The organism is Bacillus sp. FSL M8-0063 (assembly GCF_038005545.1).
GTDB classification, from domain to species: Bacteria; Bacillota; Bacilli; order Bacillales; family Bacillaceae_G; genus Bacillus_A; species Bacillus_A wiedmannii.
Window position 1 is genome coordinate 806,255 of the sequence record NZ_JBBOTJ010000001.1, and the last position, 22,728, is coordinate 828,982.

Annotated in this window: 24 protein-coding genes and 1 other annotated feature; of the genes, 15 read left to right on the plus strand and 9 right to left on the minus strand. The window is 35.7% G+C overall.

The features are described from left to right. Nucleotides 1–41: 41 nt before the first annotated feature. Nucleotides 42–926, plus strand: coding sequence for a helix-turn-helix domain-containing protein (locus MKX31_RS04075; RefSeq protein ID WP_088048320.1), 885 nt, complete (start codon nucleotides 42–44; stop codon nucleotides 924–926). Between the two features lie 861 nt (nucleotides 927–1,787). Here the strand turns inward: MKX31_RS04075 and MKX31_RS04080 are convergent. Continuing rightward, on the minus strand, nucleotides 1,788–2,279 hold the full coding sequence (locus MKX31_RS04080; RefSeq protein WP_061678717.1) for a YajQ family cyclic di-GMP-binding protein: 492 nt from the start codon (nucleotides 2,277–2,279) through the stop codon (nucleotides 1,788–1,790). Between the two features lie 237 nt (nucleotides 2,280–2,516). Between MKX31_RS04080 and MKX31_RS04085 the strand changes: the two genes are divergently transcribed. Further along, entirely contained in the window at nucleotides 2,517–3,371 is an 855-nt protein-coding gene (locus MKX31_RS04085; RefSeq protein ID WP_064476825.1) for a CvfB family protein, read from the plus strand. 52 nt (nucleotides 3,372–3,423) lie between these two features. On the opposite strand, the gene prsA is transcribed toward MKX31_RS04085, so the two are convergent. Together prsA and MKX31_RS04095 are read right to left on the minus strand one after the other, a co-directional pair. Further along, nucleotides 3,424–4,281, minus strand: a complete 858-nt coding sequence (prsA, locus tag MKX31_RS04090) for a peptidylprolyl isomerase PrsA (protein ID WP_064476824.1) — start codon at nucleotides 4,279–4,281, stop codon at nucleotides 3,424–3,426. A gap of 129 nt (nucleotides 4,282–4,410) precedes the next feature. After that, on the minus strand, nucleotides 4,411–4,542 hold the full coding sequence (locus MKX31_RS04095) for a DUF3941 domain-containing protein (protein WP_001120851.1): 132 nt from the start codon (nucleotides 4,540–4,542) through the stop codon (nucleotides 4,411–4,413). A 100-nt stretch (nucleotides 4,543–4,642) separates the two neighbouring features. On the opposite strand from MKX31_RS04095, the gene MKX31_RS04100 reads away from it, so the two are divergent. Then, nucleotides 4,643–5,500, plus strand: a complete 858-nt coding sequence (locus tag MKX31_RS04100; RefSeq protein ID WP_064476823.1) for a YitT family protein — start codon at nucleotides 4,643–4,645, stop codon at nucleotides 5,498–5,500. 25 nt (nucleotides 5,501–5,525) lie between these two features. Here the strand turns inward: MKX31_RS04100 and MKX31_RS04105 are convergent, their stop codons facing one another. The 3 genes from MKX31_RS04105 to MKX31_RS04115 all read right to left on the minus strand — a co-directional run bounded on the left by MKX31_RS04105 (nucleotide 5,526) and on the right by MKX31_RS04115 (nucleotide 6,779). After that, entirely contained in the window at nucleotides 5,526–5,723 is a 198-nt protein-coding gene (locus MKX31_RS04105; protein WP_000527398.1) for a DUF3813 domain-containing protein, read from the minus strand. Further along, the gene (locus MKX31_RS04110) at nucleotides 5,724–5,864 is read right to left on the minus strand and encodes a hypothetical protein (RefSeq protein ID WP_000516816.1); all 141 of its coding nucleotides are present in this window, start codon (nucleotides 5,862–5,864) and stop codon (nucleotides 5,724–5,726) included. 105 nt (nucleotides 5,865–5,969) lie between these two features. Then, nucleotides 5,970–6,779, minus strand: a complete 810-nt coding sequence (locus MKX31_RS04115; RefSeq protein ID WP_071721617.1) for a Cof-type HAD-IIB family hydrolase — start codon at nucleotides 6,777–6,779, stop codon at nucleotides 5,970–5,972. A gap of 491 nt (nucleotides 6,780–7,270) precedes the next feature. Between MKX31_RS04115 and MKX31_RS04120 the strand changes: the two genes are divergently transcribed. Both MKX31_RS04120 and clpB read left to right on the plus strand, forming a co-directional pair. After that, nucleotides 7,271–7,450 carry a YjzC family protein gene (locus tag MKX31_RS04120; protein WP_000531420.1) on the plus strand — a complete coding sequence of 60 codons (180 nt, stop codon included), beginning with the start codon at nucleotides 7,271–7,273 and terminating at the stop codon, nucleotides 7,448–7,450. Between the two features lie 211 nt (nucleotides 7,451–7,661). Beyond that, on the plus strand, nucleotides 7,662–10,262 hold the full coding sequence (gene clpB / locus MKX31_RS04125; protein ID WP_064476821.1) for an ATP-dependent chaperone ClpB: 2,601 nt from the start codon (nucleotides 7,662–7,664) through the stop codon (nucleotides 10,260–10,262). Nucleotides 10,263–10,299: 37 nt separating this feature from the next. Here the strand turns inward: clpB and MKX31_RS04130 are convergent, their stop codons facing one another. Continuing rightward, a complete protein-coding gene (locus MKX31_RS04130; RefSeq protein ID WP_001211113.1) occupies nucleotides 10,300–10,482 on the minus strand; it encodes a YjzD family protein in 183 nt (60 codons plus the stop codon). 156 nt (nucleotides 10,483–10,638) lie between these two features. On the opposite strand from MKX31_RS04130, the gene MKX31_RS04135 reads away from it, so the two are divergent. The 7 genes from MKX31_RS04135 (at nucleotide 10,639) to MKX31_RS04165 (ending at nucleotide 16,723) form a co-directional block, all read left to right on the plus strand. Then, the gene (locus MKX31_RS04135) at nucleotides 10,639–11,373 is read left to right on the plus strand and encodes a hypothetical protein (RefSeq protein WP_064476820.1); all 735 of its coding nucleotides are present in this window, start codon (nucleotides 10,639–10,641) and stop codon (nucleotides 11,371–11,373) included. Between the two features lie 29 nt (nucleotides 11,374–11,402). Continuing rightward, nucleotides 11,403–12,275 carry an NAD-dependent epimerase/dehydratase family protein gene (locus tag MKX31_RS04140; protein WP_141556093.1) on the plus strand — a complete coding sequence of 291 codons (873 nt, stop codon included), beginning with the start codon at nucleotides 11,403–11,405 and terminating at the stop codon, nucleotides 12,273–12,275. Nucleotides 12,276–12,328: 53 nt separating this feature from the next. Next, nucleotides 12,329–12,505, plus strand: a complete 177-nt coding sequence (locus MKX31_RS04145; protein WP_001986215.1) for a ComZ family protein — start codon at nucleotides 12,329–12,331, stop codon at nucleotides 12,503–12,505. Between the two features lie 231 nt (nucleotides 12,506–12,736). After that, nucleotides 12,737–13,669, plus strand: a complete 933-nt coding sequence (fabH, locus tag MKX31_RS04150; protein ID WP_001100551.1) for a beta-ketoacyl-ACP synthase III — start codon at nucleotides 12,737–12,739, stop codon at nucleotides 13,667–13,669. A 31-nt stretch (nucleotides 13,670–13,700) separates the two neighbouring features. Beyond that, entirely contained in the window at nucleotides 13,701–14,939 is a 1,239-nt protein-coding gene (fabF, locus tag MKX31_RS04155) for a beta-ketoacyl-ACP synthase II (protein ID WP_000412643.1), read from the plus strand. 106 nt (nucleotides 14,940–15,045) lie between these two features. Then, nucleotides 15,046–15,834, plus strand: a complete 789-nt coding sequence (locus tag MKX31_RS04160) for a DUF2268 domain-containing protein (RefSeq protein ID WP_064476818.1) — start codon at nucleotides 15,046–15,048, stop codon at nucleotides 15,832–15,834. 142 nt (nucleotides 15,835–15,976) lie between these two features. Beyond that, nucleotides 15,977–16,723 carry a YjbA family protein gene (locus tag MKX31_RS04165; protein WP_000966116.1) on the plus strand — a complete coding sequence of 249 codons (747 nt, stop codon included), beginning with the start codon at nucleotides 15,977–15,979 and terminating at the stop codon, nucleotides 16,721–16,723. 205 nt (nucleotides 16,724–16,928) lie between these two features. Here MKX31_RS04165 and trpS read toward each other — a convergent pair whose 3' ends face one another. Continuing rightward, nucleotides 16,929–17,918, minus strand: coding sequence for a tryptophan--tRNA ligase (gene trpS / locus MKX31_RS04170; protein ID WP_000110999.1), 990 nt, complete (start codon nucleotides 17,916–17,918; stop codon nucleotides 16,929–16,931). 74 nt (nucleotides 17,919–17,992) lie between these two features. Beyond that, nucleotides 17,993–18,209, minus strand: a binding site (T-box leader). Nucleotides 18,210–18,314: 105 nt separating this feature from the next. Beyond that, complete coding sequence (locus MKX31_RS04175; RefSeq protein WP_001044992.1) at nucleotides 18,315–18,695, minus strand: DUF3899 domain-containing protein; 381 nt, start codon at nucleotides 18,693–18,695, stop codon at nucleotides 18,315–18,317. Nucleotides 18,696–19,014: 319 nt separating this feature from the next. On the opposite strand from MKX31_RS04175, the gene MKX31_RS04180 reads away from it, so the two are divergent. The 3 genes from MKX31_RS04180 (at nucleotide 19,015) to opp3C (ending at nucleotide 22,716) form a co-directional block, all read left to right on the plus strand. Beyond that, nucleotides 19,015–20,646, plus strand: coding sequence for a peptide ABC transporter substrate-binding protein (locus MKX31_RS04180; protein WP_258125615.1), 1,632 nt, complete (start codon nucleotides 19,015–19,017; stop codon nucleotides 20,644–20,646). Nucleotides 20,647–20,773: 127 nt separating this feature from the next. Continuing rightward, the gene (opp3b, locus tag MKX31_RS04185; RefSeq protein ID WP_063224613.1) at nucleotides 20,774–21,703 is read left to right on the plus strand and encodes an oligopeptide ABC transporter permease; all 930 of its coding nucleotides are present in this window, start codon (nucleotides 20,774–20,776) and stop codon (nucleotides 21,701–21,703) included. Beyond that, nucleotides 21,700–22,716, plus strand: coding sequence for an oligopeptide ABC transporter permease (gene opp3C, locus MKX31_RS04190; protein ID WP_064476816.1), 1,017 nt, complete (start codon nucleotides 21,700–21,702; stop codon nucleotides 22,714–22,716). The genes opp3b and opp3C overlap by 4 nt, the downstream gene beginning before the upstream one ends. Nucleotides 22,717–22,728: the final 12 nt, after the last annotated feature.

The following is a 22,728-nucleotide window of genomic DNA, read 5'->3' on the forward strand; positions in this document are numbered from 1 at the left end:
ATATTCTGATACTCATTGAGAGCTATATTTGAGGAGGAAAAATGGAATTTTACGATTTGGGTATTACCATTAAAGAACTTAGAATGAAAAAAAATATATCACAATCCGAATTATGTCATGGAATATGTTCACAAAGTCAAATTAGCAAGATCGAAAAAGGTGTGATTTATCCATCTAGCATATTGTTATATCAATTATCAGAAAGACTTGGTATTGATCCAAATAATATATTTGCACTAACTCAAAACAAAAAATTTAAATATATAGAAAATGTAAAATGCGTAATGAAGGATTGCATAAGACAACATCAATATAAAGAGCTTTATGAAATAGTAACAAAAGAAAAAAACTTAAATAATTTTCGAATAAAAGAAGATAAACAATTTCTAATATGGCATGAAGCAATTGCTATATATCGTGTGAATAACTCAATAAAAACGGCTTTAACTCTTTTAAATAATGCATTAAAAATAACTGTAACGAATATTGATTTTTTAACAGAGAGAGAAATAGATATTATGCAGACAATGGCTATATTTCATGCAGAAAATAAAGAATATAAAGAGAGTATTAATATATTAAAAAGATGTTTAAATAATTTTAATAAGCTAGATTTTCCTAGAGATAAAGAAATTAAATTAAAAATCATTTATAATTTAGCAAAATGTTTAAGTTACACATATCAATACGAAGAAGCAAAAAAATACATTGATAAGGGTATCAAATTAGCTATTAATCTAAATACTTTATACTTATTGGGTGAACTATACTATGAAAAAGGTTCGAATTTATTAAAGCTTAAACAATCTAATAAAGAAAAAGTTGCTAATAACATGAAAAAAGCGTTATTTATATTTGAATTAACAAAAAACGAAAAAAAATTACAAATAATTAAAGAAGAATATTTCGAAAAACATAATTGCTAAATAAATACTTATAGTACAATAAAACCCACAGGAAAAGTTCCCGTAGGTTTTACACTTATAAACCTCTTAATATTTTTTATAAACTTGATTCTAAAATATTATTACTTAATATGAATTTTTGAATGAAAGTTTACTTAACGTACTTTTTATTTTGAAATCTGCATCCTTATTAACACCTTATACTTCTTTTCCTTCCATATTACAATTAAGATGGTTCAAGTAAGAGGAAGGCAACTTAAAGTGTTTTTTTATGACCTTTATCATCAACTATTTAGTGCTTCTTTAAATTATTACATAACATAGGTTTTTTGTACCAAGCTTTGTGAATGCAATTAGATTTATCCTTTAGTGTAGTCATATTATTAGAACATCCTTTAATATTTAGAGAGAATATAGCCAATAAAAAACATATTATTAATTTCTTCAAATAACCACTTCTAACTCTTTTATAATTAACTTTTTTTCACAAAATAAGATCCCTTATTAATTTTACATTACATTGAAGGGTGGAAAATATTCTTATACTCATAAATTGTTACGCTTGATTAGGGAGAGAGATTTTGGTTTATGGAGGTAGTTGTGGTGACTTTGGTTTGGGATTCAATTGATAAGGAAAGTGATTCAAGTTGAAGGGAAACGTCCTAAGAAGTCTTTTCCTTATTTTTAAAAGGGCATGCTCAATTCCATGTATAAAAAAATTCTACAATGAGACCTAGTCTAACTACGCGGTCACCTGTAAGGTATTCGTATGAATAGACTCTGTTCGCTCAGTAATTTTCACCGTAAATACCCTCTTGTCCTTGTCATATTGTTCCTATATGACAAAAAGAAAAACTCCTCTAATTAGAGGAGTTTTTCTTTTTAGCGGTAGTTAATAAATTGTACGTCAATCGGTAAGTCAGCGCTGCGAACTGCTGCGATAACTGCTTGTAAGTCATCACGGCTTTTCGCTGTAACACGTACTTGGTCATCTTGTACTTGTGTTTTTACTTTTAATTTCATTTCTTTAATGATGTTGTTAATTTTTTTCGCGTTATCTTTATCGATACCTTGTTGAAGTGTTGCGCGTTGGCGAACAGTGTTACCAGTCGCTGCTTCAACTTTTCCGTAATCCAAGTTTTTAATTGGAACGTTACGTTTTACAAGTTTAGCAATTAGAACGTCTTTTACTTGGTCTAATTTGAACTCATCGTCAGAAGTTAAAACTAGTACTTCTTTTTCTAATTTAATATCACTTTTACTTCCTTTAAAGTCATATCGGTTTTGGATTTCCTTTAATGCGATGTTAATTGCGTTTGTTACTTCAGGTAATTCTACTTTCGAAACGATGTCAAAAGAACTCTCTTTTGCCATAGTTAGCACCTCCAAATAAATTTCTAATCTTTTTATGTACTGTACATACTAAAGTATAGCTGAAAACGAGTCTGGACTTAAGTGTTTTCATACTTATATTTATGTAACCTCATTTTATTATAGTGAATTTTGGGCAGTTGGACAAATAAAGGAAAAATCGTGTTATAATTAACTTTTGTTTGGAATGATAAAAATATAAAAAGTTAATTTTATATATATAGAAGGGAATTAAAAAATATGTATTTACAATTAGGAGCGATTGAACAGGTAACTGTTTTACGCGAAACGGAAATCGGATATATGGTTGGGAATGAAGAAGAAGAAATTTTCCTACATAAAAACGAATTAGTTGGGGAAATTGAAGAAGGCGATACGATTGATGTATTCTTATACCTTGATCATCAAAATCGTGTTTCAGCAACAATGAAGGAGCCACTTATTACAACTTTTGATTGGAACTGGGTAAAAGTTGTAGAAGTTATCCCTAGTTTAGGTGTGTTTGTTGATATTGGTGTATCAAAAGATATACTAATCCCAGCTGACGAGTTCCCAATTTATATGCCAGTATGGCCTGAAGTTGGAGACGAATTATATTGCACGTTAAAATTAACGAATCGTGATCGACTTATCGCTCTTCCGGCAAGAGACAGTGATATGCAAGAGATTATCGTAGATGCGACACCATCTATGCGTAATAAAAACGTAAATGGACGTGTGTATCGTTCACTTCAAGTTGGTTCATTCATACTAACTGATGAGCATTTCCGTGCTTTCTTACACCATACTGAAAGAAAAGAACAAGTCCGCATCGGTGAACGTGTAACGGGCCGTATTATTGACGTGAAAGATGACGGTACAATTAACATTTCACTTCTTCCTCGTAAAGAAGAAGGAATGGAAGATGATGCTGCTGTAATTTATGCATATATGGAAGAACGAGGCGGAGCAATGCCGTTTTGGGATAAGAGCCACCCAGAAGACATTAAAGAACGCTTCAACATGAGTAAAGCTGCATTTAAGCGCGCGCTTGGTAAGTTGATGAAAGAAGAAAAGATTTATCAAGAAGAAGGTTGGACGTATTTTAAGAAGTAAATTAAATAAAAAGCACCGCCTTATTTTGCTGTAAAAATAAGGCGGTGCTTTTTTAATTCTCTTGCTCATGCGCAAGAGTAAACGTATCTTTCAAGTCACTATCATTTATTTTAATATTTGCCTTTTTTAATTCTTTTTGTAGTAATTTGTGACTAAATGTAGGATCGGCAATACGTTCTTCTTCTAAGTTTTTACGAATAGAGTCTTTCACTTCATCATAGGGCTTTAACTCTTTTTTATCAGTTAATTTAATAATATGATAACCGTTTGTTGATTTAACGGGATTGCTAATTTGTCCGACTTTTAGTTTATAGGCCGCTGTTTCAAATTCAGGCGCCATTCTGCCTGAATTGAAGTATCCAAGGTCTCCGTCTTTTTCTTTTGATAGTAGATCTTGCGATTCTTGTTTTGCTAGTTCTTCAAATGAAGCACCAGCATCTAATTTTTTCTTTATTTCTTTCGCTTCATTTTCGTCACTTACTAAAATGTGACTCGCTTTAATTTCTGGTTTATAGTGATCTTTCACGTCTTTTTCTGTAACACTTTTCTTAATCGCTTCATTCATAGCAAGTTTGAACTTAATTTGATTTTTGAAATCAGCTTCATCTTTTAAACGATTGTTTTCTAGTACTGCTGTGAATTGATCTCCGTATTGATTTTTCGCTTTTTGTACTTCTTTATCTACATCATCGTCAGATACTTTATATTTTTTCGTGATAACGTCTTGTGCCATCATTTCGTATAGCATGTCTTTTCCGTAACGATCTTTCAACTGTTTTTCGAAGTCGCTCTTCGTAATGGTTGAGTCTGTTGCCGTAGCGACTGTAGCTGAGCTATTTTTTTGTCCGCAAGCAGCTAGCATTAATATACTTATTAGTGCAGTAATAATGAAAATGTGTTTCCCTCTCATGCCAACACCTCATCCGAATATGTTATCGCTATTGTAGAATATAGAAGTGAACATGAAGTGAATTTTTAATGTTTTTTCCTGTGAAATGTAAAAAAAGTACATCAACAATACTGTTGATGTACGATGGAATCAAAGGTGATCGGTCTTTTTAGAATAGGCACGTTTCCCTTGCTGAATATTTTTTTGTTCTTGCTCATTTTTTTGCGTACGCTTTGCGTTATTATCGCGTGCCTTTTTGTCGTTATCACTCGTATGTGGCATATGTATCAACTCCATTTCTAAACGTTGTACGTTTATCATTTCCTTTTTCGTAAAGACTATGTATAGCAGTGCATTCATGAATAATAAAGGTGGATTAGAAATGGATTTGAAGTTGAATTATACCGAACTTATAAAGAAGTTAATCGTTGTAATCGTCGCTGGTTTGTTAAACGCGATTGGAATGAATTTATTTTTAACGCCAGCGAAAGTGTACGCGAGTGGCTTTGCGGGATTATCTCAATTGTTATCACAAATATTAGGTGACTTTTTATCTATTCACATATCAACGGGGGTGTTGTTTAGTTTGTTTAATATTCCCGTCGTTATTTTAGCGTGGAAAAAGGTTGGAAAGGCCTTTACTTTCTTTAGTTTTCTTTGCGTTATATTTATGACTTTGTTTCTAGAAATTATCCCGGTTAGGGCGGTTTCGAACGATATCATATTGAATGCGATTTTTGGCGGGATTATTTCAGCGATTGGAGTAGGAATTGCGTTGAAGTGGGGGGCTTCTACAGGTGGTTTAGATATTATCGCCATGATTTTATCAAAGATTAAAGACAAGCCTGTCGGTACGTACTTTTTCTTCTTTAATGCACTGATCATTATCGCCGCTGGCTATGTGTATGGATGGGAAAAAGCATTATATACTTTGGTGACTTTGTATGTTTCAACTCGAATTATCGATGCGATTCATACGCGGCATGTGAAGATTACAGCATTAATCGTTACGAAGAATGGGACAGATGTACGAAAGGCGATTCATTCACGCTTAGTGAGGGGGATTACAACTATCCCAGCAACAGGTGCTTATACAAATGAAAATAAGGAAATGTTAATGATTGTTATTACTCGTTATGAACTGTATGAATTAGAGAGGGTTATTAAACAAGTGGACCCAGGTGCATTTACAAACGTACTGCAAACGGTCGGGGTGTTTGGATTATTTCGAAAAGATTAAAGAGGACCAAAGCTGGTCCTCTTTTTTAATGTAAATTCGTAATGTTTTGCAACTGCTCTTGCATTTCGCGTAGCTGAACTTTTTCAGCTGTTGAAGAGTTTGCATAAGCAGAGTGCAAAGCATTTTTTGCCCTATATACGAGATCTTGTTGCTCAGTACCGCTTGAACAAGATACGGCATTTGCAACGGCATCTCTAGCTTGTTGGAATAGTAAGTTCCCCATTTAAACCCCTCCAAAAGAAGAGTTACTTCTCGCTTTTTCTGCCTCAGCTAATGTACCTCTGTACGGGAATCTTGCATCATGCTTCATAACAGCATCGGCTCCTTGTTGGATAAAACGTTTTGATTTGTTCTTTTTACCCATTCGAAAAACCCCCTTTATTTAGCTGAAAACAATCGACGCGCTGACTTTTGCGTCTAATAATAGTATGAGCGTTTGGCGAGAAACTATAAGCAGGGAATTTTTAGATTATAATCCAAGAACCTCTTCTAAATATAGCGCAATACCATCTTCTTCATTCGTTAATGTCGTATGATTTGCGAGTGATTTTAATTCAGGAATTGCATTACCCATTGCGATGCCATGACCAGCAAATTCAATCATTTCAAAATCGTTATCTTCATCACCGAAAGCGATAATTCGTTCTTGTGGAATGTTGTAATGACTAGAAATTTTTTGTAATCCGACAGCTTTATTTAACCCGCTTTTCACAATTTCAATAATTGGCCAAGGTGCGCCCCATTTTCTATGGTCGATTACTTCAGCGTGCATATCAGTTAAATGTTGACGAATTGCACTAGAATGCTCATCATGTGCGTCAATTAATAAGCAAGTTGGATGATCGTTTAAAGTATTTAATAAGTCTCCTGTAAAAATCTTTGGAGAACCGAATTCGAAAATATGTTTTTTATCTTCATCAATTTCACGAACATACACATCATCCATTACTTCAGCGTATATATTTTTCACGCCAAAATCAAAGCAAGCTCGGACAATTTCTTGGGCTGTTGCTAGCTCAAGGGGAGAGTGATGTGTTCCCCACTTTGAATCAAGAGGATGATGTACGTAAGCGCCGTTAAAGTTTACGATTGGTGTATTCAGACCAAGTTCTTTATAGTAATCAAAACTAGCACGGAATGGACGCCCTGTTGAAATAACGACAATATGTCCTTGTTCCTTTGCTTTTGCAATTGTATGTTTCGTTCGAGTGGAAATTATTTTGTTGTCTGTCAATAAAGTGCCGTCTAAGTCTAATGCGATTAAATGCTGTTTATTCATAATTTCACCTCTTATAATAATTTTTTTGTTTCTATCTGTATTTCCGTTTTTAATATGCAGAAATAAGAGGTTAAACTGGGTGAGAACACCAAAGATGGAAAGTTCACTATATATCCATCTTACGTCGCAAAGTGCTACGGTGTCTACTATTTCTCGCTGGAAATTAGGGAAAGTCAACATCTTTTTAGAAAGTTCAAACAATGTTTCTTTCATTATGTACAAATTGTGAAAAGGGTTACATTGCTCGTATGATGAGGCTTATAATGAACATGTAATCTTCTCGTATATGTTTGACTCTCCTTTGAAGCTGGCCTATAGTAGGTTGGTTTCTTTTTTTCTACAAATAGGAAAGAAATCCCTTCCTAAGCTTGTGTCATTCATGTATATGTACAAGAACGAAATGTAGTACTTGTTTCCTAAACATGACAGAAAAGCTTTCTTTTAAAATGGATATACTAATGAGGCAAAGACGTCATGGAAGGAGAATGGAAATGGGACAAAATCGCAGGTTTCGTTCTGGACAAAAAGCGCCAAACGATGGTATTTACGTAGAAATTGGTGAAACAGGAAGTATGGTAAAAGATCCGCAAATGGTGAAATTAACTGCTGGTGAAAAGTTTCCAGATAACGCGAATCATAACCGTCAGTGGACATATAAAAGAAAACCGTAACAGAAGCCGCAATCATTATTGCGGCTTTTTTGTCGTTACAAATTATAATTTCATTTACCGTATATTTTTCAACTGTATAATGAATGTTCCTTTTTTCTTTTTCCAATAATAAGTTTGAAAATACATAAGCAAAATTATTGTATAAAAAAGTCAGTTGGCGTATAATCAAATCAAAGGTCAAAGAAAGTCAAACATTTGGAGGACTGTAAAGATGGACTTAAATCAAATGACAACAAAAACACAAGAGGCGATTATGAGTGCTCAATCTTTAGCGGTATCTCATCATCATCAAGAAGTAGATACTGTTCATCTCTTGTTTACATTATTAGAAGAGCAAGATGGGTTAGCAGTACGTATTTTTCAAAAAATGAATGTCGATATAGAAGCGTTAAAGCAAGGCGCTGAAAGTTTAATTAAGAAAAAACCTTCTGTAACGGGAAGCGGTGCAGAAGCAGGGAAATTATATATAACAGGTGCTCTGCAACAACTACTTGTAAGAGCAGGAAAAGAAGCAGAGAAATTGCAGGATGACTACATTTCAGTTGAACATGTACTGCTTGCTTTTTCTGAAGAAAAAGGCGATATAAATCAATTACTTACAAGATTTCATATTACGAAAGATAACTTATTACAGTCTTTAATGACAGTTCGGGGGAATCAAAGAGTGACTAGTCAAAATCCAGAAGCAACTTATGAAGCGTTAGAAAAATATGGTCGTGATTTAGTGGCGGAAGTGAGAGCAGGGAAAATTGATCCTGTTATCGGTCGAGATAGTGAGATTCGACGTGTAATCCGCATTCTTTCACGTAAAACGAAAAACAACCCGGTTTTAATTGGTGAACCCGGTGTTGGTAAAACAGCAATCGTTGAAGGATTAGCACAGCGTATTGTGAAGAAGGATGTACCAGAAGGATTAAAAGATAGAACAATCTTCGCATTAGATATGAGTGCGCTTGTAGCTGGAGCGAAATTCCGTGGTGAGTTTGAAGAGCGTCTGCAAGCTGTATTAAATGAGATTAAAAAGAGCGAAGGACGCATTTTATTATTCATTGATGAACTTCACACAATCGTCGGCGCTGGTAAAACAGAAGGTGCGATGGACGCAGGAAATATGTTAAAACCGATGCTTGCGCGTGGTGAACTGCATTGTATCGGGGCGACAACGTTAGATGAGTATCGTAAATATATTGAGAAAGATCCAGCGCTAGAAAGACGTTTCCAACAAGTATTAGCAGAAGAACCAACTGTTGAAGATACAATTTCGATTTTACGTGGTTTAAAAGAGCGTTTTGAAATTTATCACGGTGTAAATATTCATGACCGCGCGATTGTAGCAGCATCCGTTTTATCAGATCGATATATTTCGGATCGTTTCTTACCAGATAAAGCGATCGATCTTGTTGACGAAGCGTGCGCAACGATTCGAACAGAAATTGATTCTATGCCAACAGAATTAGATGAAGTAACGCGTCGTATTATGCAGCTAGAAATTGAAGAAGCGGCTCTTGGAAAAGAGAAGGACTTTGGTAGCCAAGAACGCCTGAAAACGTTGCAACGTGAATTATCGGATTTAAAAGAAGTTGCAAGTGGTATGAGAGCGAAATGGGAGAAAGAAAAAGAAGACATTCATAAAGTGCGTGACTTACGTGAACATTTGGAGCGTCTGCGCCGTGAGTTAGAAGAAGCAGAAGGAAATTACGATTTAAATAAAGCAGCAGAACTTCGTCACGGGAAAATTCCAGCTATCGAAAAAGAATTAAAAGAAGTAGAAGAAATGGGCGCACATAATAAACAGGAAAATCGTTTATTACGTGAGGAAGTAAGTGAAGAAGAGATTGCGGATATTGTTTCACGATGGACTGGTATTCCTGTCGCAAAACTCGTTGAAGGGGAACGCGAGAAATTACTACGCTTAGAGCAAATTTTATCAGAGCGTGTTATCGGTCAAGAAGAAGCGGTAAGCCTTGTATCAGACGCAGTTCTTCGTGCGCGCGCTGGTATTAAAGATCCGAATCGTCCAATTGGTTCATTTATTTTCTTAGGACCGACAGGTGTTGGTAAAACTGAGCTTGCAAAAACATTAGCACAAACGTTATTTGACAGTGAAGAGCAAATGATTCGTATCGACATGTCTGAGTATATGGAGAAACACGCTGTGTCACGCTTAATTGGTGCGCCTCCTGGATATGTTGGATATGAAGAGGGCGGTCAATTAACAGAAGTGGTAAGACGTAAACCGTATTCAGTTATTTTGTTAGATGAAATCGAAAAAGCACATCCAGAAGTATTCAACATTTTATTACAAATGTTAGATGATGGACGCATTACAGATTCTCAAGGACGTACAGTAGACTTTAAAAACACGGTTATTATTATGACTTCAAATATAGGATCTGCTCATTTGTTAGATGGATTAGAAGCAGATGGCTCCATTAAAGAGGAATCAAGAGAACTTGTAATGGGGCAATTAAGAGGACATTTCCGACCAGAGTTTTTAAACCGTGTCGATGAAATTATTTTATTCAAACCTCTTACAACGAATGAAATTAAAGGTATTGTTGATAAAATTGTAAAAGAATTACAAGGTCGTTTAGCTGACCGTCATATTACGGTAGAATTAACAGACGCAGCGAGAGAGTTTGTTGTAGAAGCTGGCTTTGATCCGATGTACGGAGCTCGTCCATTAAAACGATATGTACAGCGTCAAGTTGAGACGAAATTAGCACGAGAATTAATTGCAGGAACGATTACTGATAACAGTCACGTAGTTGTTGATGTAGAAAATAACGAATTAGTCGTTCATGTCAAGTAAAATAAAAAAGAGTTCGGATAAAATCCGGACTCTTTTTTTAGTGTTGTTCTACTGGCTCGTTTGGAATTGTAGCTGAAATTGCTAGTACTAATACCGCAAGAACAACTGAGAAAATAGACGCTTGGTTAAAATCGTATGTACCGCCAGTCATAGAGCCGATTACGTAGCTCATCATATGTACAAGCGCGAACGACCAAATTAATGCCCAAATGAAACGCATATTTTACACCTCTATTCGTTCAATCTGTCCTTATTGTAACACAATTGAAAAAAGAATATAGAAAAATATTTGTAGATTTTTCAACGCAAATTTGCATTCCGTTCATACATTATAGAAGAGTACTTTTATACGTTTAGAAAATAAGGCGGGGGAAAAATGAGTATTACGGAACGTTTTTTTTATTTAGAAAAAGAACCATGTGTCATTTATTTACCGGAGAAGCCAAATGGGTTTTCTGTTATGCTTCTCGGTGATTACAACTACTTTATTGAGAATGGTACAAGTTTATGGACACAGCATGCAGGAAGGTCTTATTTTTTACATGGCCTTATTGCGGAAGGCTATACGGTCTTTTCCTCTAATTTATATGGAAGACATTGGGGAAACGACCAATCTATTCGTCTAGCAAAACGCTTATATGACGTTGTTTTGAGAAAAGAGACATTAAATGCGAAAATGCACATTATGGCAGATGGTATGGGTGCACTTGTAGCACTTGAAATGATGAACAAATACCCTGAATGTATACGCTCTGTCATTATGTTAAATCCGTGTTTAGATTTACCAGAATATGTGGAGTTTGAAAAAGAGCATAAGTTTTTTTACAAAAGATTAGTGAAGGAGTTAAGTTTGGCGTATGATTCCAAAGAAGAAGAATTAGAATCTAAAATAAATAAGAAATCATTTACGCTTCTTCCGTCTTGTGTACCTGTTAAAGTTTTCGTATCAACACAAGAAAAAAGAGGAAGAAAACAGTTGTTACGTAAATATGAGAAAATGAGGCAATTCAATCAATGCGATACTTCTGTCTTATTCCATCTGCAAGATGTGAAATATAAAATGGTTAGGCAAACGACTGATTTCTTTAAAAAATATGAAGAAGAATTGTGAAGCTCCCATATACATAAATGAGGAGCTATTTGTTTCAAGGAGAAAGGGTTGGTGGTATGGAGCGCGTGCTAATTATTGGTGCACTTACGTTTGTAGGTTATCACCTTGTGAATAAAATGATTGCAGAAGAAGTAGAAGTGTACGGTCTTGATTTTGATGAATTCGAGAACATGACAAAAATTAATGAAGAGAAGTTATTGTTGATTGGACGAAATGCGTTATTTACGTATTATTCGATAAGAGATGAAGATGGATGGAGATCAGTAGAAGGAGAGAAGTTCGATACGGTTTACTTTTGCTTGTATGAGCCAAATCAACAAAGTGGCTTTCGGAATGAAAGAGTTATATTACAGTATTTAAAGCGGATTATAAGACTGTGTGCAGAACAGAAAGTAAAGTTAAATCTAATTTCTTCTATTGAAGTAGGAAACGCAGATGAATCTGAAAGTAAACGTTTATTTTCGAAAGTGGAAGAAGGATTGAAAAAAGGAGAGGCACCATATAGTGTATTTCGAGTTCCTACATTATATGGGCCATGGCAACCATCTTTTATGATGTATCATCAGCTCATTTTATCAGAACTGGATGAGAAAGAGTGCTATTATGCGAGTGAGGAAAATGGAAGTGATCTATTGTACGTGGAAGATGTATGTGAATACTTATGGGAAAATGGAATGAACGAGGAGCATCTCGGCATATACAATTTACTTAGTGGTAAAAAGTCATTATGGAAAAAAGGTATGAACCTTTTACGTGCAGCGGATAAAGTGCATAAAAAGAGCGAGGAAGAAAGAGATGATACTGTCGAGGTTATTTCGATAAAAAGAAATACTCCGTTAGAATACGGTTTAAATAAACAATTGGCACATATGAAAAAATATAAAGAGTTATACGAAGGATAGCGAGCGTGTTACACTATGTATGTGAAAGTTTTAATGGAGAGGAAGAACATAATATGAATGAGAAAAGCATGCAATTTTTACAAATCGCAATGAAGCATTTACCAGAAGCAAAGGCCATTTTAGATGATAATGGAATTGCGCTTGATATGGAGAAAGCACAACCAGTATTAGAGTTATTGATGAAAGTTATGAACGAAGCATATGAGCTTGGGAAAGCAGATAAAGAATAAAACCTTCTTTTTTGGAAGGGAAGAGAGGCTCGAACCGCGGATAGAAGCGGTTCGGGCCTTTTTATATTTCAAAAGAAACAGGAAAGGTATGTTTCTGTTTCTTTTAATAAACAATAAAGTGAATAATGCTGGATTTATGTTTGAGCTGAAATATATTCTAGACAAAAATACATTTATGTTTTAAAATTAGTACCAAGTCATAATAATTGATATAAAACGGAGGGCTGCGATGTGAACGTGGGCATTTTAGGAATCGGAAGATATGTGCCAGAAAAAGTAGTCACAAATCACGATTTAGAGAAAATCGTAGATACATCTGATGAATGGATTCGTACGAGAACGGGAATTGCAGAAAGACGCATTGCCGATGATACAATAGATACTTCATATATGGCGGTAGAGGCTTCTAAAAAAGCACTTGAAGATGCCGGGATTAGCGGAGAGGATATCGATCTGATTTTAGTGGCAACAGTAACACCAGATCGGGCATTCCCAGCAGTAGCTTGTGTCATTCAAGAAGCCATTGGCGCAAAACACGCAGCCGCAATGGATTTAAGTGCAGCGTGTGCTGGTTTTATGTACGGAATGATTACAGCGCAGCAATTTATTCAAACGGGAACTTATAAAAATGTATTAGTAGTTGGTAGTGATAAACTATCTAAAATTGTAGACTGGAATGATCGAAATACAGCAGTACTATTTGGAGATGGAGCCGGTGCTATCGTAATGGGGGCTGTTTCAGAAGGAAGAGGCGTTCTATCTTTCGAATTAGGAGCAGACGGAAGTGGCGGTAAGCATCTTTATCAAGACGAGTATGTTATGATGAACGGCAGAGAAGTCTTTAAATTTGCTGTTCGCCAACTTGGTGATTCCTGTCTTCGCGTGTTAGAAAAAGCGGGACTTACGAAAGAGGATGTGGATTTTTTAGTACCACATCAAGCGAATATTCGTATTATGGAATCTGCAAGAGAGAGATTAAATTTACCACAAGAAAAAATGAGTATGACAATTGAAAAGTTTGGTAATACATCAGCTTCTTCAATTCCAATTGCAATGGTAGAGGAATTGCAAAATGGACGTATTCAAGATGGTGATTTAATTATACTTGTTGGTTTCGGTGGCGGATTAACATGGGGAGCAGTTGCTCTTCGTTGGGGTAAATAAGGACTGAGAGAAAAAAAGGAGTGTATTTTGTATGGAGAAAAAGAGGGTCGTAATTACAGGACTAGGAGCTGTTACACCGATCGGAACAGATGTTGAAACAGCGTGGGAAAACATTAAAAAGGGTGTATCTGGAATCGGACGACTTACAAGAATTGATCCGGAACTATTTCCAGCAAAAGTAGCAGCAGAAATTAACGACTTTGAAGTCGAGAAATATATTGATAAAAAAGAAGCGCGCCGTATGGATCGCTTTACACAATATGCAGTAGCAGCAGCGAAAATGGCAGTTGCAGATGCAAAGCTTGAAATTACAGAAGAAAACGGACCTCGAATTGGTGTATGGATTGGTTCTGGTATTGGCGGTATGGAAACATACGAAGAACAATTTAAGATTTTTACTGAGAAAGGTCCGCGCCGCGTGAGTCCATTCTTCGTACCGATGATGATTCCAGATATGGCAGCAGGTCAAGTATCGATCGCAACAGGAGCAAAAGGAATTAACACTTGCTCTGTAACAGCTTGTGCATCTGGTGCAAACTCAATTGGTGATGCATTTAAAGCAATTCAGCGTGGTGATGCTGATGCAATGATAACAGGTGGAGCTGAAGCGCCGTTAACAAGTATGGCATTTGCAGGATTTAGTTCAGCGAAAGCATTAACATTTAATGAAGATCCAGCAACAGCTTGCCGTCCATTTGATAAAAACCGTAGCGGTTTCGTAATGGGTGAAGGTTCAGGTATTTTAATTCTTGAAGAATTAGAGCATGCATTAGCTCGTGGTGCTCACATTTATGCGGAAATCGCTGGTTACGGTGCAACTGGTGATGCATTCCATATTACAATGCCGGCTCCTGGTGGTGAAGGCGGCGTGCGTGCAATGCGTCAAGCTTTAGCAGATGCAGGTCTACAGCCAGAAGATATTGATTACATTAATGCGCACGGTACAAGTACGGATGCGAATGAAAAGTATGAAACGATGGCAATTAAAGAAACGTTCGGTGAGCATGCGTACAAAGTAGCAATTAGCTCAACGAAATCAATGACAGGTCACTTATTAGGAGCAGCTGGTGCTGTTGAAGCGATCTTCTCAATTAAATCAATTACAGACGGAGTAATCCCTCCAACAATTAACTATGAAACACCAGATCCAGAATGTGACTTAGATTACGTACCAAATAAAGCGAGACAACAAGAAGTAAATGCAGTATTAAGTAACTCACTAGGATTCGGTGGTCATAACGCAGTATTAGTATTTAAATCGTATAAATAATAGATGAAATAAGGAGTTTTTTCGTAGCATATTACGAAAAAACTCCTTATTTATTTTTACGCCTTTTTCTCCTTTTGCATATACATAAGAAAAAGGAGGGATAAAGATGGGGATTATTGAAACTGCTGAGTGGTTACATCTATATTATGGACGGCCAGAAAAGCTGTGTGAAAAGTTTACGAAGTATATCCCGTTGCCAAAAGAAAGGTTGTATCGCTTTTTAATTTCTAAAGGTATGTACCGCCCAGTTATACGAGGAGAACAAGAAGTTAAAGAGTTAGAGAAAAAGGAAGTTTGGAAAGAGTTACGTACGGAGTATGAGAAACTGAAAACCTGGTTAAACGGTCCAGATGTCCCTGTCTTTATTTTATTATCAGATTCCTATAATCGAACTGTACAAGAAGAGTATAACGGTAGGGCTGGATTATCTATGCGTCACGTTATTTTCTTATTCGTATGTGGACGGAATTCGGTGGAAGAATTAAAGGTGTTATTGGCGCATGAATATCATCACATATGCAGGTTACATCAAATTGAGACGAAAGAAACAGAATATACATTACTTGATACGATGATTATGGAAGGGCTAGCTGAGCAAGCGGTAACGGAAAGATATTCAGAAAAAAACAATGCACCGTGGACGATGTATCTTTCAAAAGAAGAGGCTATTTATTATTGGAAAAATGTTGTACATGAAAGAATAAGTATAAAACGAGGAACAAGGGAGCACGACATCTTATTAAATGGATTTCACTCTTATCCAAAGATGCTTGGCTATGCGCTTGGATTTCATATTGTTAAAGATTGTGTAACATTGGAAGGAGAAGATACACTTTCTTTATTATCTATAGATGCAAAAGAAATATTGAATAAAGCAAATACATTTCATATATAAAAAACAGGAGCTCTATTTCCTGTTTTTTTAGTATTAATAGAAGAAAAAATAATAATTAGAATATATTTCCTTAGGTGGAATAAAGTTAAGAAAAATTGAACATAATGATTGATACAAACAGTAGTGAAGTGAGGGGTAGTGAATGTTATATCTACATGATGTATGGGTAAATTGGTTTGAAGGTGAAGAGAATGGGTATAACGTTTGTCATTTTTACGAATGGCGGAAAGATGATACGATTGAGCTATTAGATCAAGTGCCATTATTAAAAGTAGATGCCACATTATATCATTACATCGAGGACGAATTGTTAGAGCTTCCGCAAAAATTGTTGGAAGACGTACATCATAAGGCATATATTCGTAAAAATCATGAACGTTTGCAGCAAGAGTATTGCTTTGTTGTTACAGATGGAAAAGGAATTATTGCGATTGACACAATTGGTTACAATGTACCAATTCGAAAGAGCAGACTTATACCGCGCCAAGAGCAGATGGTATATGAGATGGTAGAAAACGTACAAGCAGAAAAGTATGAGTTCCAAGTAGAAGAAATGGAAAAAGAACATCATATTTTATCACCATCACCTTTCATTATGAATGGCTTAACTCGTAAAGAAAGACAGCTTAAACAATTATTATTTATGGCGTTAGATCAATTACATACAACGAAAAACACAGCAGAAATTCGCTATTGGTTCACAGAGTGGGATCCATCAGCATACGGAATGGTTCAACATATGGAATTTGAAGATATTTGGGCTAAACTGTATGATGAAGCGAAAACAGGCTGGTCTGAGAAGCACGAACAATTATGCGAGCGTCTCGTAAAAGGACAGCCATTTTTTGAAAAGTTATGGGAAATGGAAAACGAGCAAAAGGTAAATTAAAAAACCGCCAATTGGCGGTTTTTTAATTTGTTGTAACTTAGATCCAGCGAACATTCTGAACGAGCTGCCTCCGCTTTTGGTAGTAATCCAGCTCCGGCTCCTAGCCCTTCGCGTCTAAGAACCTTCCCCACGAGAAGGTAAAAAGCACCTTCTGTGGGAAAGAACCTTAGCCTTCAGGGATAAACAGTCGCCTCCGCTTTATACATTACCTACGTTTTCTACTTAACCCCATTGCATTTTCTACTTTGCGTAGTTGTTTGAATGCAACACGGTTTGCTTTTTCTGCACCTTTGTCTAGAATTTCGTCTAGTTCGGGTGAGTTGATTAGTTCGTTATATTTGTCTTGAATTGGACGAATTGCTTCTACGACTACTTGTGCTAGGTCGCCTTTGAAGTCTCCGTATCCTTTTCCTTCATACATTGCTTCTATTTCTTCAACTGTTTTTCCAGAGAATGAAGAGTAGATTGTTAATAAGTTAGAGATTCCAGGTTTGTTTTCTTTATCAAATTTCACGATACCTTCAGAATCAGTTACAGCACTTTTAATTTTCTTTTCAATTGTTTTTGGTTCATCAAGCATACTGATCATTGCCTTTGGATTCGGATCAGATTTACTCATTTTTTTCGTAGGTTCTGTTAATGACATAACGCGAGCTCCTACTTTTGGAATACGAATTTCAGGAACAGTGAACACTTCACGGAAGCGTTTGTTGAAACGCTCTGCTAGATCGCGTGTTAATTCCATATGTTGCTTTTGATCATCACCAACAGGTACGATTTCAGTGTTGTAAAGTAAAATATCAGCAGCCATTAATGGTGGATACGTTAGTAATCCAGCTGGAACTGAATCTCTACCAGAAGATTTATCTTTATATTGCGTCATACGCTCTAATTCTCCAACGTAAGCAACTGATTGCATAATCCATCCTAGTTGAGCGTGTGCTGGTACTTCTGATTGTACAAATAAAGTAGCTTTTTCAGGATCGATGCCGCATGCTACATAAAGTGCAGCAAGACTGCGAATGTTTTTACGAAGTTGTACGGGATCTTGAGGTACTGTAATCGCATGTTGATTTACAATACAGAAATAACAGTCGTGTTCATTTTGAAGCTCTGTAAATTGCTTCATAGCTCCTAAATAGTTTCCAAGTGTAATCGTTCCACTCGGCTGAATACCAGAAAAGATAACTGACATAAGTAATTCCTCCTAAATTTGAATGCGTGATGGGGAAGAGAAGGCAAACAAAAAAGCCCATTCATCCCAAAAACTATAGGGACGAATGGACCGCGGTACCACCCTAATTATTTCACTACTGTGAAATCTCTCTAATCCATAATAACGTTTGGATATAACGCCAAAGCCTACTACTTTCGGTTCGGTTTGGTGCTCAAAAGCCCATTCCATACTGCGCAATTACTTGTTCACACCAGCCACAAGCTCTCTGAAATTGCCTCAATATGTACTCTTCTTTATCATCGCATACATATAAATGTATTTATTGTTACCTAAGCTCCTTTAATATGAAAGAACTAAAGTTTTATAACAAAATGTTTTGCTGATTATTATATCATATGGGATAGTGTTTGCAAACTACATCAAAATAGTAAAGCTAATGAGGGTCGAGAACAACCCAAGAACGATACCGGTAATGCAAATTGGATACGTCCATTTGAATGAATATGTTTTATAAATACGTTCTTTCTTATCGACAGGTTCCTCTACTTCTTCAATTAAAGACTCAATTTTTTTGTTCGTACCAAATACTCTTTGGAAGGCGTAAATTGTTACGTTAAAAAATCCATTTTGAAATATGAATAAAAAACCGCCTATAAGAATAAAAAATAGTGCGACATAAAACGATATATTGACAAAATTCAACAAAAATTGCGATGAAACGAGGAATGCGCCAATACTAGAAGCAATTATCGCTATGAAAATTAGTATACAAGTATGAAAAAAAACTTTATTCAAAATGTTCCCCTCCGTCAAAATATTACTAGAATTATTATACTATAAAAGCTATAATATGTACTAGAATTAATTTTTTGAAAATTATACGCAATTAAAGGTCTGATTTCAAGATGATGGTAGCAATGTTAACGTATCCCTTTACAAAAAAATAAAAAAATAAACATTTTATTAAAAATTTTAACAAAAAAACAAAAAACTATATTCACAATTGTTATATTATATGTATAATGAAAATTGTAGAAACTTGGAGATTATTCTTTCAATTCTACATTTTTACAAGTGAGGGTACAGGAAGTGCAATTAGGGGAGGCAACACAACATGAAGAAAAAGATACCGTTATTACTTGCATCGACGTTGACTGTCAGTATGTTAGGAGCTTGTAGTTACCAAAAAGAGGATAATAAAGCAGGCGCAAAAGAAAAATCCTCAAACAAGCAAGTTTTAAATCTAACCGAGACAGCTGAAATCCCAACTATGGATACGACGTTATCAACAGATGCAACATCTTCTAACATCATGAATAATACAATGGAAGGATTATATCGTCTGGGTAAAGACGATAAGCTTGTTCCAGGTGTCGCTAAATCTTATGAGAAATCAGAGGATGGCAAAAAGTATGTATTTAAGTTACGTGAAGATGCGAAATGGTCTAATGGTGAACCTGTAACAGCAAAAGACTTCGTTTATTCTTGGCGAAGAGCTGTAGATTCAAACACGGGTGCCAAGTTTGCTTACATACTATTTGATGTTAAAAATGCGGAGAAAGTTAACAAAAAAGAATTACCAGTTGAAGAACTTGGTGTAAAGGCAATTGATGATCATACACTTGAAGTGGAATTAGATAACCCTGTTCCTTATTTTGTAAGTTTAACAGTCTATCCAACATTGTATCCTTTGAATGAGAAGTTTGTAACAGAACAAGGAGCAAAATTTGGATTAGAATCCAATACGACACTTTATAATGGTCCATTCGTATTAAATGAATGGAAGCATGAACAAAGTTTCCAACTTAAGAAAAATCCAACGTATTGGGAAAATAAAGAAGTAAAACTTGAGGAAATAAACTTCAATATTGTTAAGGATCGTTCAACTGCTATAAATTTATATGAAACGAAAGCGATTGATCGTGTCGTGTTAACATCAGAGTTTGTAGATAAATACAAATCAGATGCTGACTTTAAAACGATTAAGAGACCATCTACACAATTTATTCGCTTAAATGAAAAGAATAAATTTTTAGCAAATAAAAATATCCGAAAAGCAATTGCAATGTCCTTTGAACGTGAAAATATCGGAAAAGTGATCTTAAACGATGGTTCAGAGGGGATATATGGTTTTGTTCCGAAAGGCTTAGCAAAAGGTCCGAATGGAAAAGACTTCCGTGAAGAGAACGGAAAGCTTATAAAAGAGGATACTAAAGAAGCTCAAAAATACTGGGAAACTGGTAAAAAAGAACTTGGTGTAGACAAAGTAGAGTTAGAGCTATTAAACTTTGATACTGATGATGCTAAAAAAATTGGAGAGTATTTAAAAGGCCAATTTGAAAAGAACTTACCAGGTTTAACAGTTTCAACAAAAATGCAGCCATTTGCACAAAAATTAAAACTTGAAGCAAGTGGAGATTACGCAATGTCATACGCGGGATGGAGTCCAGATTATATGGATCCAATGTCATTCCTTGAAATGTATACGACAGGTAATGCGCAAAACAAAGTAAATTACGCAAATGTAGCGTATGATGATTTAATTAAAAAAGCGAAAACAGAAGTTGATGTACAAGTTCGCTGGGATGCATTATTACAAGCAGAAAAACAACTGCTTGAAGATGCAGCGATTGCTCCAGTATATCAACCAGGAAAAGCTTATTTACAACGTGGCTCAATTACTGGCCTATTAGAACATAAATATGGCGGAGAATTTAGCTATAAGTGGGTTGAACTCAAAAACTAAAAATGGTTTCCATCATGAATAAGGGTATATGCCTATGATGGGCATATGCTCTTATTTTAAAAAAATAAAAGTAAGAATATTTTAAACTATCTTATTGCTTTTGAGAAAAACGGGGAGGTGCTTGACTATGGGACGTTATGTATTAAAACGTTTCGTGTACATGGCTTTGACATTATTTTTAATTACTACACTGACTTTCTTTTTGATGAAATTACTTCCGGGTTCTCCGCTTAAAAACCAGGAGAAACTATCACCGGCACAAAAAGAAATCATTCTTGAAAAATATGGTTTAAATGATCCAGTACCAGTTCAATATGCACGTTACTTAGGTAACTTAGCAAAAGGTGATTTAGGGGTATCATTCCAATATGATAACCGTCCAGTAACAGATATGATTGTGGATCGTATTGGACCATCAGCGCAACTTGGTTTACAAGCGATTATATTAGGAACATTTATCGGTTTAATTTTAGGAATCATTGCGGCACTTCGTAACAACACGTGGGTCGATTATGGGGCGACAATTATTTCCGTACTCGGGATGTCGGTACCATCGTTCGTATTTGCTGCATTACTACAATATTTCGTAGGGGTAAAACTCGGATGGTTCCCAGTAGCATTCTGGAAAGGACCAGAGTTTACAGTAATGCCTACAATCGCTTTATCGATGGCAGTTATCGCAACAATCGCACGTTTTGCTCGTGCAGAGTTAATTGAAGTTATGCAAGCTGACTACATTTTAACAGCGAAAGCGAAAGGGATTAGCCAAGGCGTTATCATTATTAAACACGCGCTTCGTAACGCATTAATTCCAGTTGTAACAATTCTAGGACCAATGGTTGCAGGATTAATTACAGGGACATTAGTTATTGAGCAAATATATGCTGTACCAGGACTGGGGGAACAGTTCGTTAAATCTATTACAGTGAATGACTATACAGTTATTATGGGAACTACAATTTTCTATAGTGCGATTTTCATCTTAGTTATTTTCATTGTTGATATTTTATACGGAATTATTGATCCTCGTATTCGTTTAGCGGGAGGGAAAAAATGATGAAAGATGTACAAAAATTATCTCCAGATTTATTTCAACAAGCCAATCAAAATAATGTTGATAATGAAGTCATTGCCCGTCCAAGCTTAACGTTTTGGCAAGATGTAAGAAGACGTTTGTTCCAACATAAAGGGGCAATGTTCGGTTTCATTTTATTAGCGTTTATTATATTACTAGCAGTTTTAGGACCGATGGTAAGTAAGCATTCTTATAAAGAACAAGACTTAGGTCGTGCGAAATTACCACCGAAAATTCCTGTTATTGAAAATGTTCATTGGCTACCATTTGACGGTACAGATCAATATGGTGTTGACCAATATGAAAAACGTGACATTAAAGAGTATTTCTGGTTTGGTACAGATGATCTTGGACGTGATTTATGGACAAGAACATGGGAAGGTACACGCGTATCGTTATATATCGCTCTTTTAGCAGCGGCGATTGACTTAGTAATTGGGGTTGCTTATGGAGGTATTTCAGCGTTCTATGGCGGTAGAGTAGATAATATTATGCAACGTATTATGGAGATTATTAACGGTATTCCATACTTAATCATCGTTATTTTAATGGTAATCATTATGGGATCTGGTATATGGTCAATTACACTAGCAATGGCGATTACAGGTTGGATAGGGATGTCGCGTATCGTTCGTGGACAAATCCTGAAATTAAAAAATCAAGAATATGTATTAGCATCTCGTACATTAGGTGCAACAAACACACAATTAATTGTAAAACACTTAATCCCGAACGTAATGGGACCAATTATCGTAATGACAATGTTTACAATTCCAACAGCAGTGTTTGGTGAGGCGTTCTTAAGCTTCATCGGTTTAGGTATTCAGCCACCATTCGCATCACTTGGTTCTCTTGTAAACGATGGCTATAAATCAATTCAAACGTATCCACATATGATGTTCATCCCAGCGGTTGTCATCAGTATGTTAATCTTAGCATTCAACTTAATGGCAGACGGATTACGCGACGCGTTAGATCCAAAAATGCGTAAGTAAAAGAGGGGAGAA

Coding starts and splice junctions, on each gene's coding strand:
- MKX31_RS04075 (WP_088048320.1), top strand. CDS start 42: ATGGAATTTTACGATTTGGGTATTACCATTAAAGAACTTAGAATGAAA.
- MKX31_RS04080 (WP_061678717.1), bottom strand. CDS start 2,279: ATGGCAAAAGAGAGTTCTTTTGACATCGTTTCGAAAGTAGAATTACCT.
- MKX31_RS04085 (WP_064476825.1), top strand. CDS start 2,517: ATGTATTTACAATTAGGAGCGATTGAACAGGTAACTGTTTTACGCGAA.
- prsA (WP_064476824.1), bottom strand. CDS start 4,281: ATGAGAGGGAAACACATTTTCATTATTACTGCACTAATAAGTATATTA.
- MKX31_RS04095 (WP_001120851.1), bottom strand. CDS start 4,542: ATGCCACATACGAGTGATAACGACAAAAAGGCACGCGATAATAACGCA.
- MKX31_RS04100 (WP_064476823.1), top strand. CDS start 4,643: ATGGATTTGAAGTTGAATTATACCGAACTTATAAAGAAGTTAATCGTT.
- MKX31_RS04105 (WP_000527398.1), bottom strand. CDS start 5,723: ATGGGGAACTTACTATTCCAACAAGCTAGAGATGCCGTTGCAAATGCC.
- MKX31_RS04110 (WP_000516816.1), bottom strand. CDS start 5,864: ATGGGTAAAAAGAACAAATCAAAACGTTTTATCCAACAAGGAGCCGAT.
- MKX31_RS04115 (WP_071721617.1), bottom strand. CDS start 6,779: ATGAATAAACAGCATTTAATCGCATTAGACTTAGACGGCACTTTATTG.
- MKX31_RS04120 (WP_000531420.1), top strand. CDS start 7,271: ATGGGACAAAATCGCAGGTTTCGTTCTGGACAAAAAGCGCCAAACGAT.
- clpB (WP_064476821.1), top strand. CDS start 7,662: ATGGACTTAAATCAAATGACAACAAAAACACAAGAGGCGATTATGAGT.
- MKX31_RS04130 (WP_001211113.1), bottom strand. CDS start 10,482: ATGCGTTTCATTTGGGCATTAATTTGGTCGTTCGCGCTTGTACATATG.
- MKX31_RS04135 (WP_064476820.1), top strand. CDS start 10,639: ATGAGTATTACGGAACGTTTTTTTTATTTAGAAAAAGAACCATGTGTC.
- MKX31_RS04145 (WP_001986215.1), top strand. CDS start 12,329: ATGAATGAGAAAAGCATGCAATTTTTACAAATCGCAATGAAGCATTTA.
- fabF (WP_000412643.1), top strand. CDS start 13,701: ATGGAGAAAAAGAGGGTCGTAATTACAGGACTAGGAGCTGTTACACCG.
- MKX31_RS04160 (WP_064476818.1), top strand. CDS start 15,046: ATGGGGATTATTGAAACTGCTGAGTGGTTACATCTATATTATGGACGG.
- MKX31_RS04165 (WP_000966116.1), top strand. CDS start 15,977: ATGTTATATCTACATGATGTATGGGTAAATTGGTTTGAAGGTGAAGAG.
- trpS (WP_000110999.1), bottom strand. CDS start 17,918: ATGTCAGTTATCTTTTCTGGTATTCAGCCGAGTGGAACGATTACACTT.
- MKX31_RS04180 (WP_258125615.1), top strand. CDS start 19,015: ATGAAGAAAAAGATACCGTTATTACTTGCATCGACGTTGACTGTCAGT.
- opp3b (WP_063224613.1), top strand. CDS start 20,774: ATGGGACGTTATGTATTAAAACGTTTCGTGTACATGGCTTTGACATTA.
- opp3C (WP_064476816.1), top strand. CDS start 21,700: ATGATGAAAGATGTACAAAAATTATCTCCAGATTTATTTCAACAAGCC.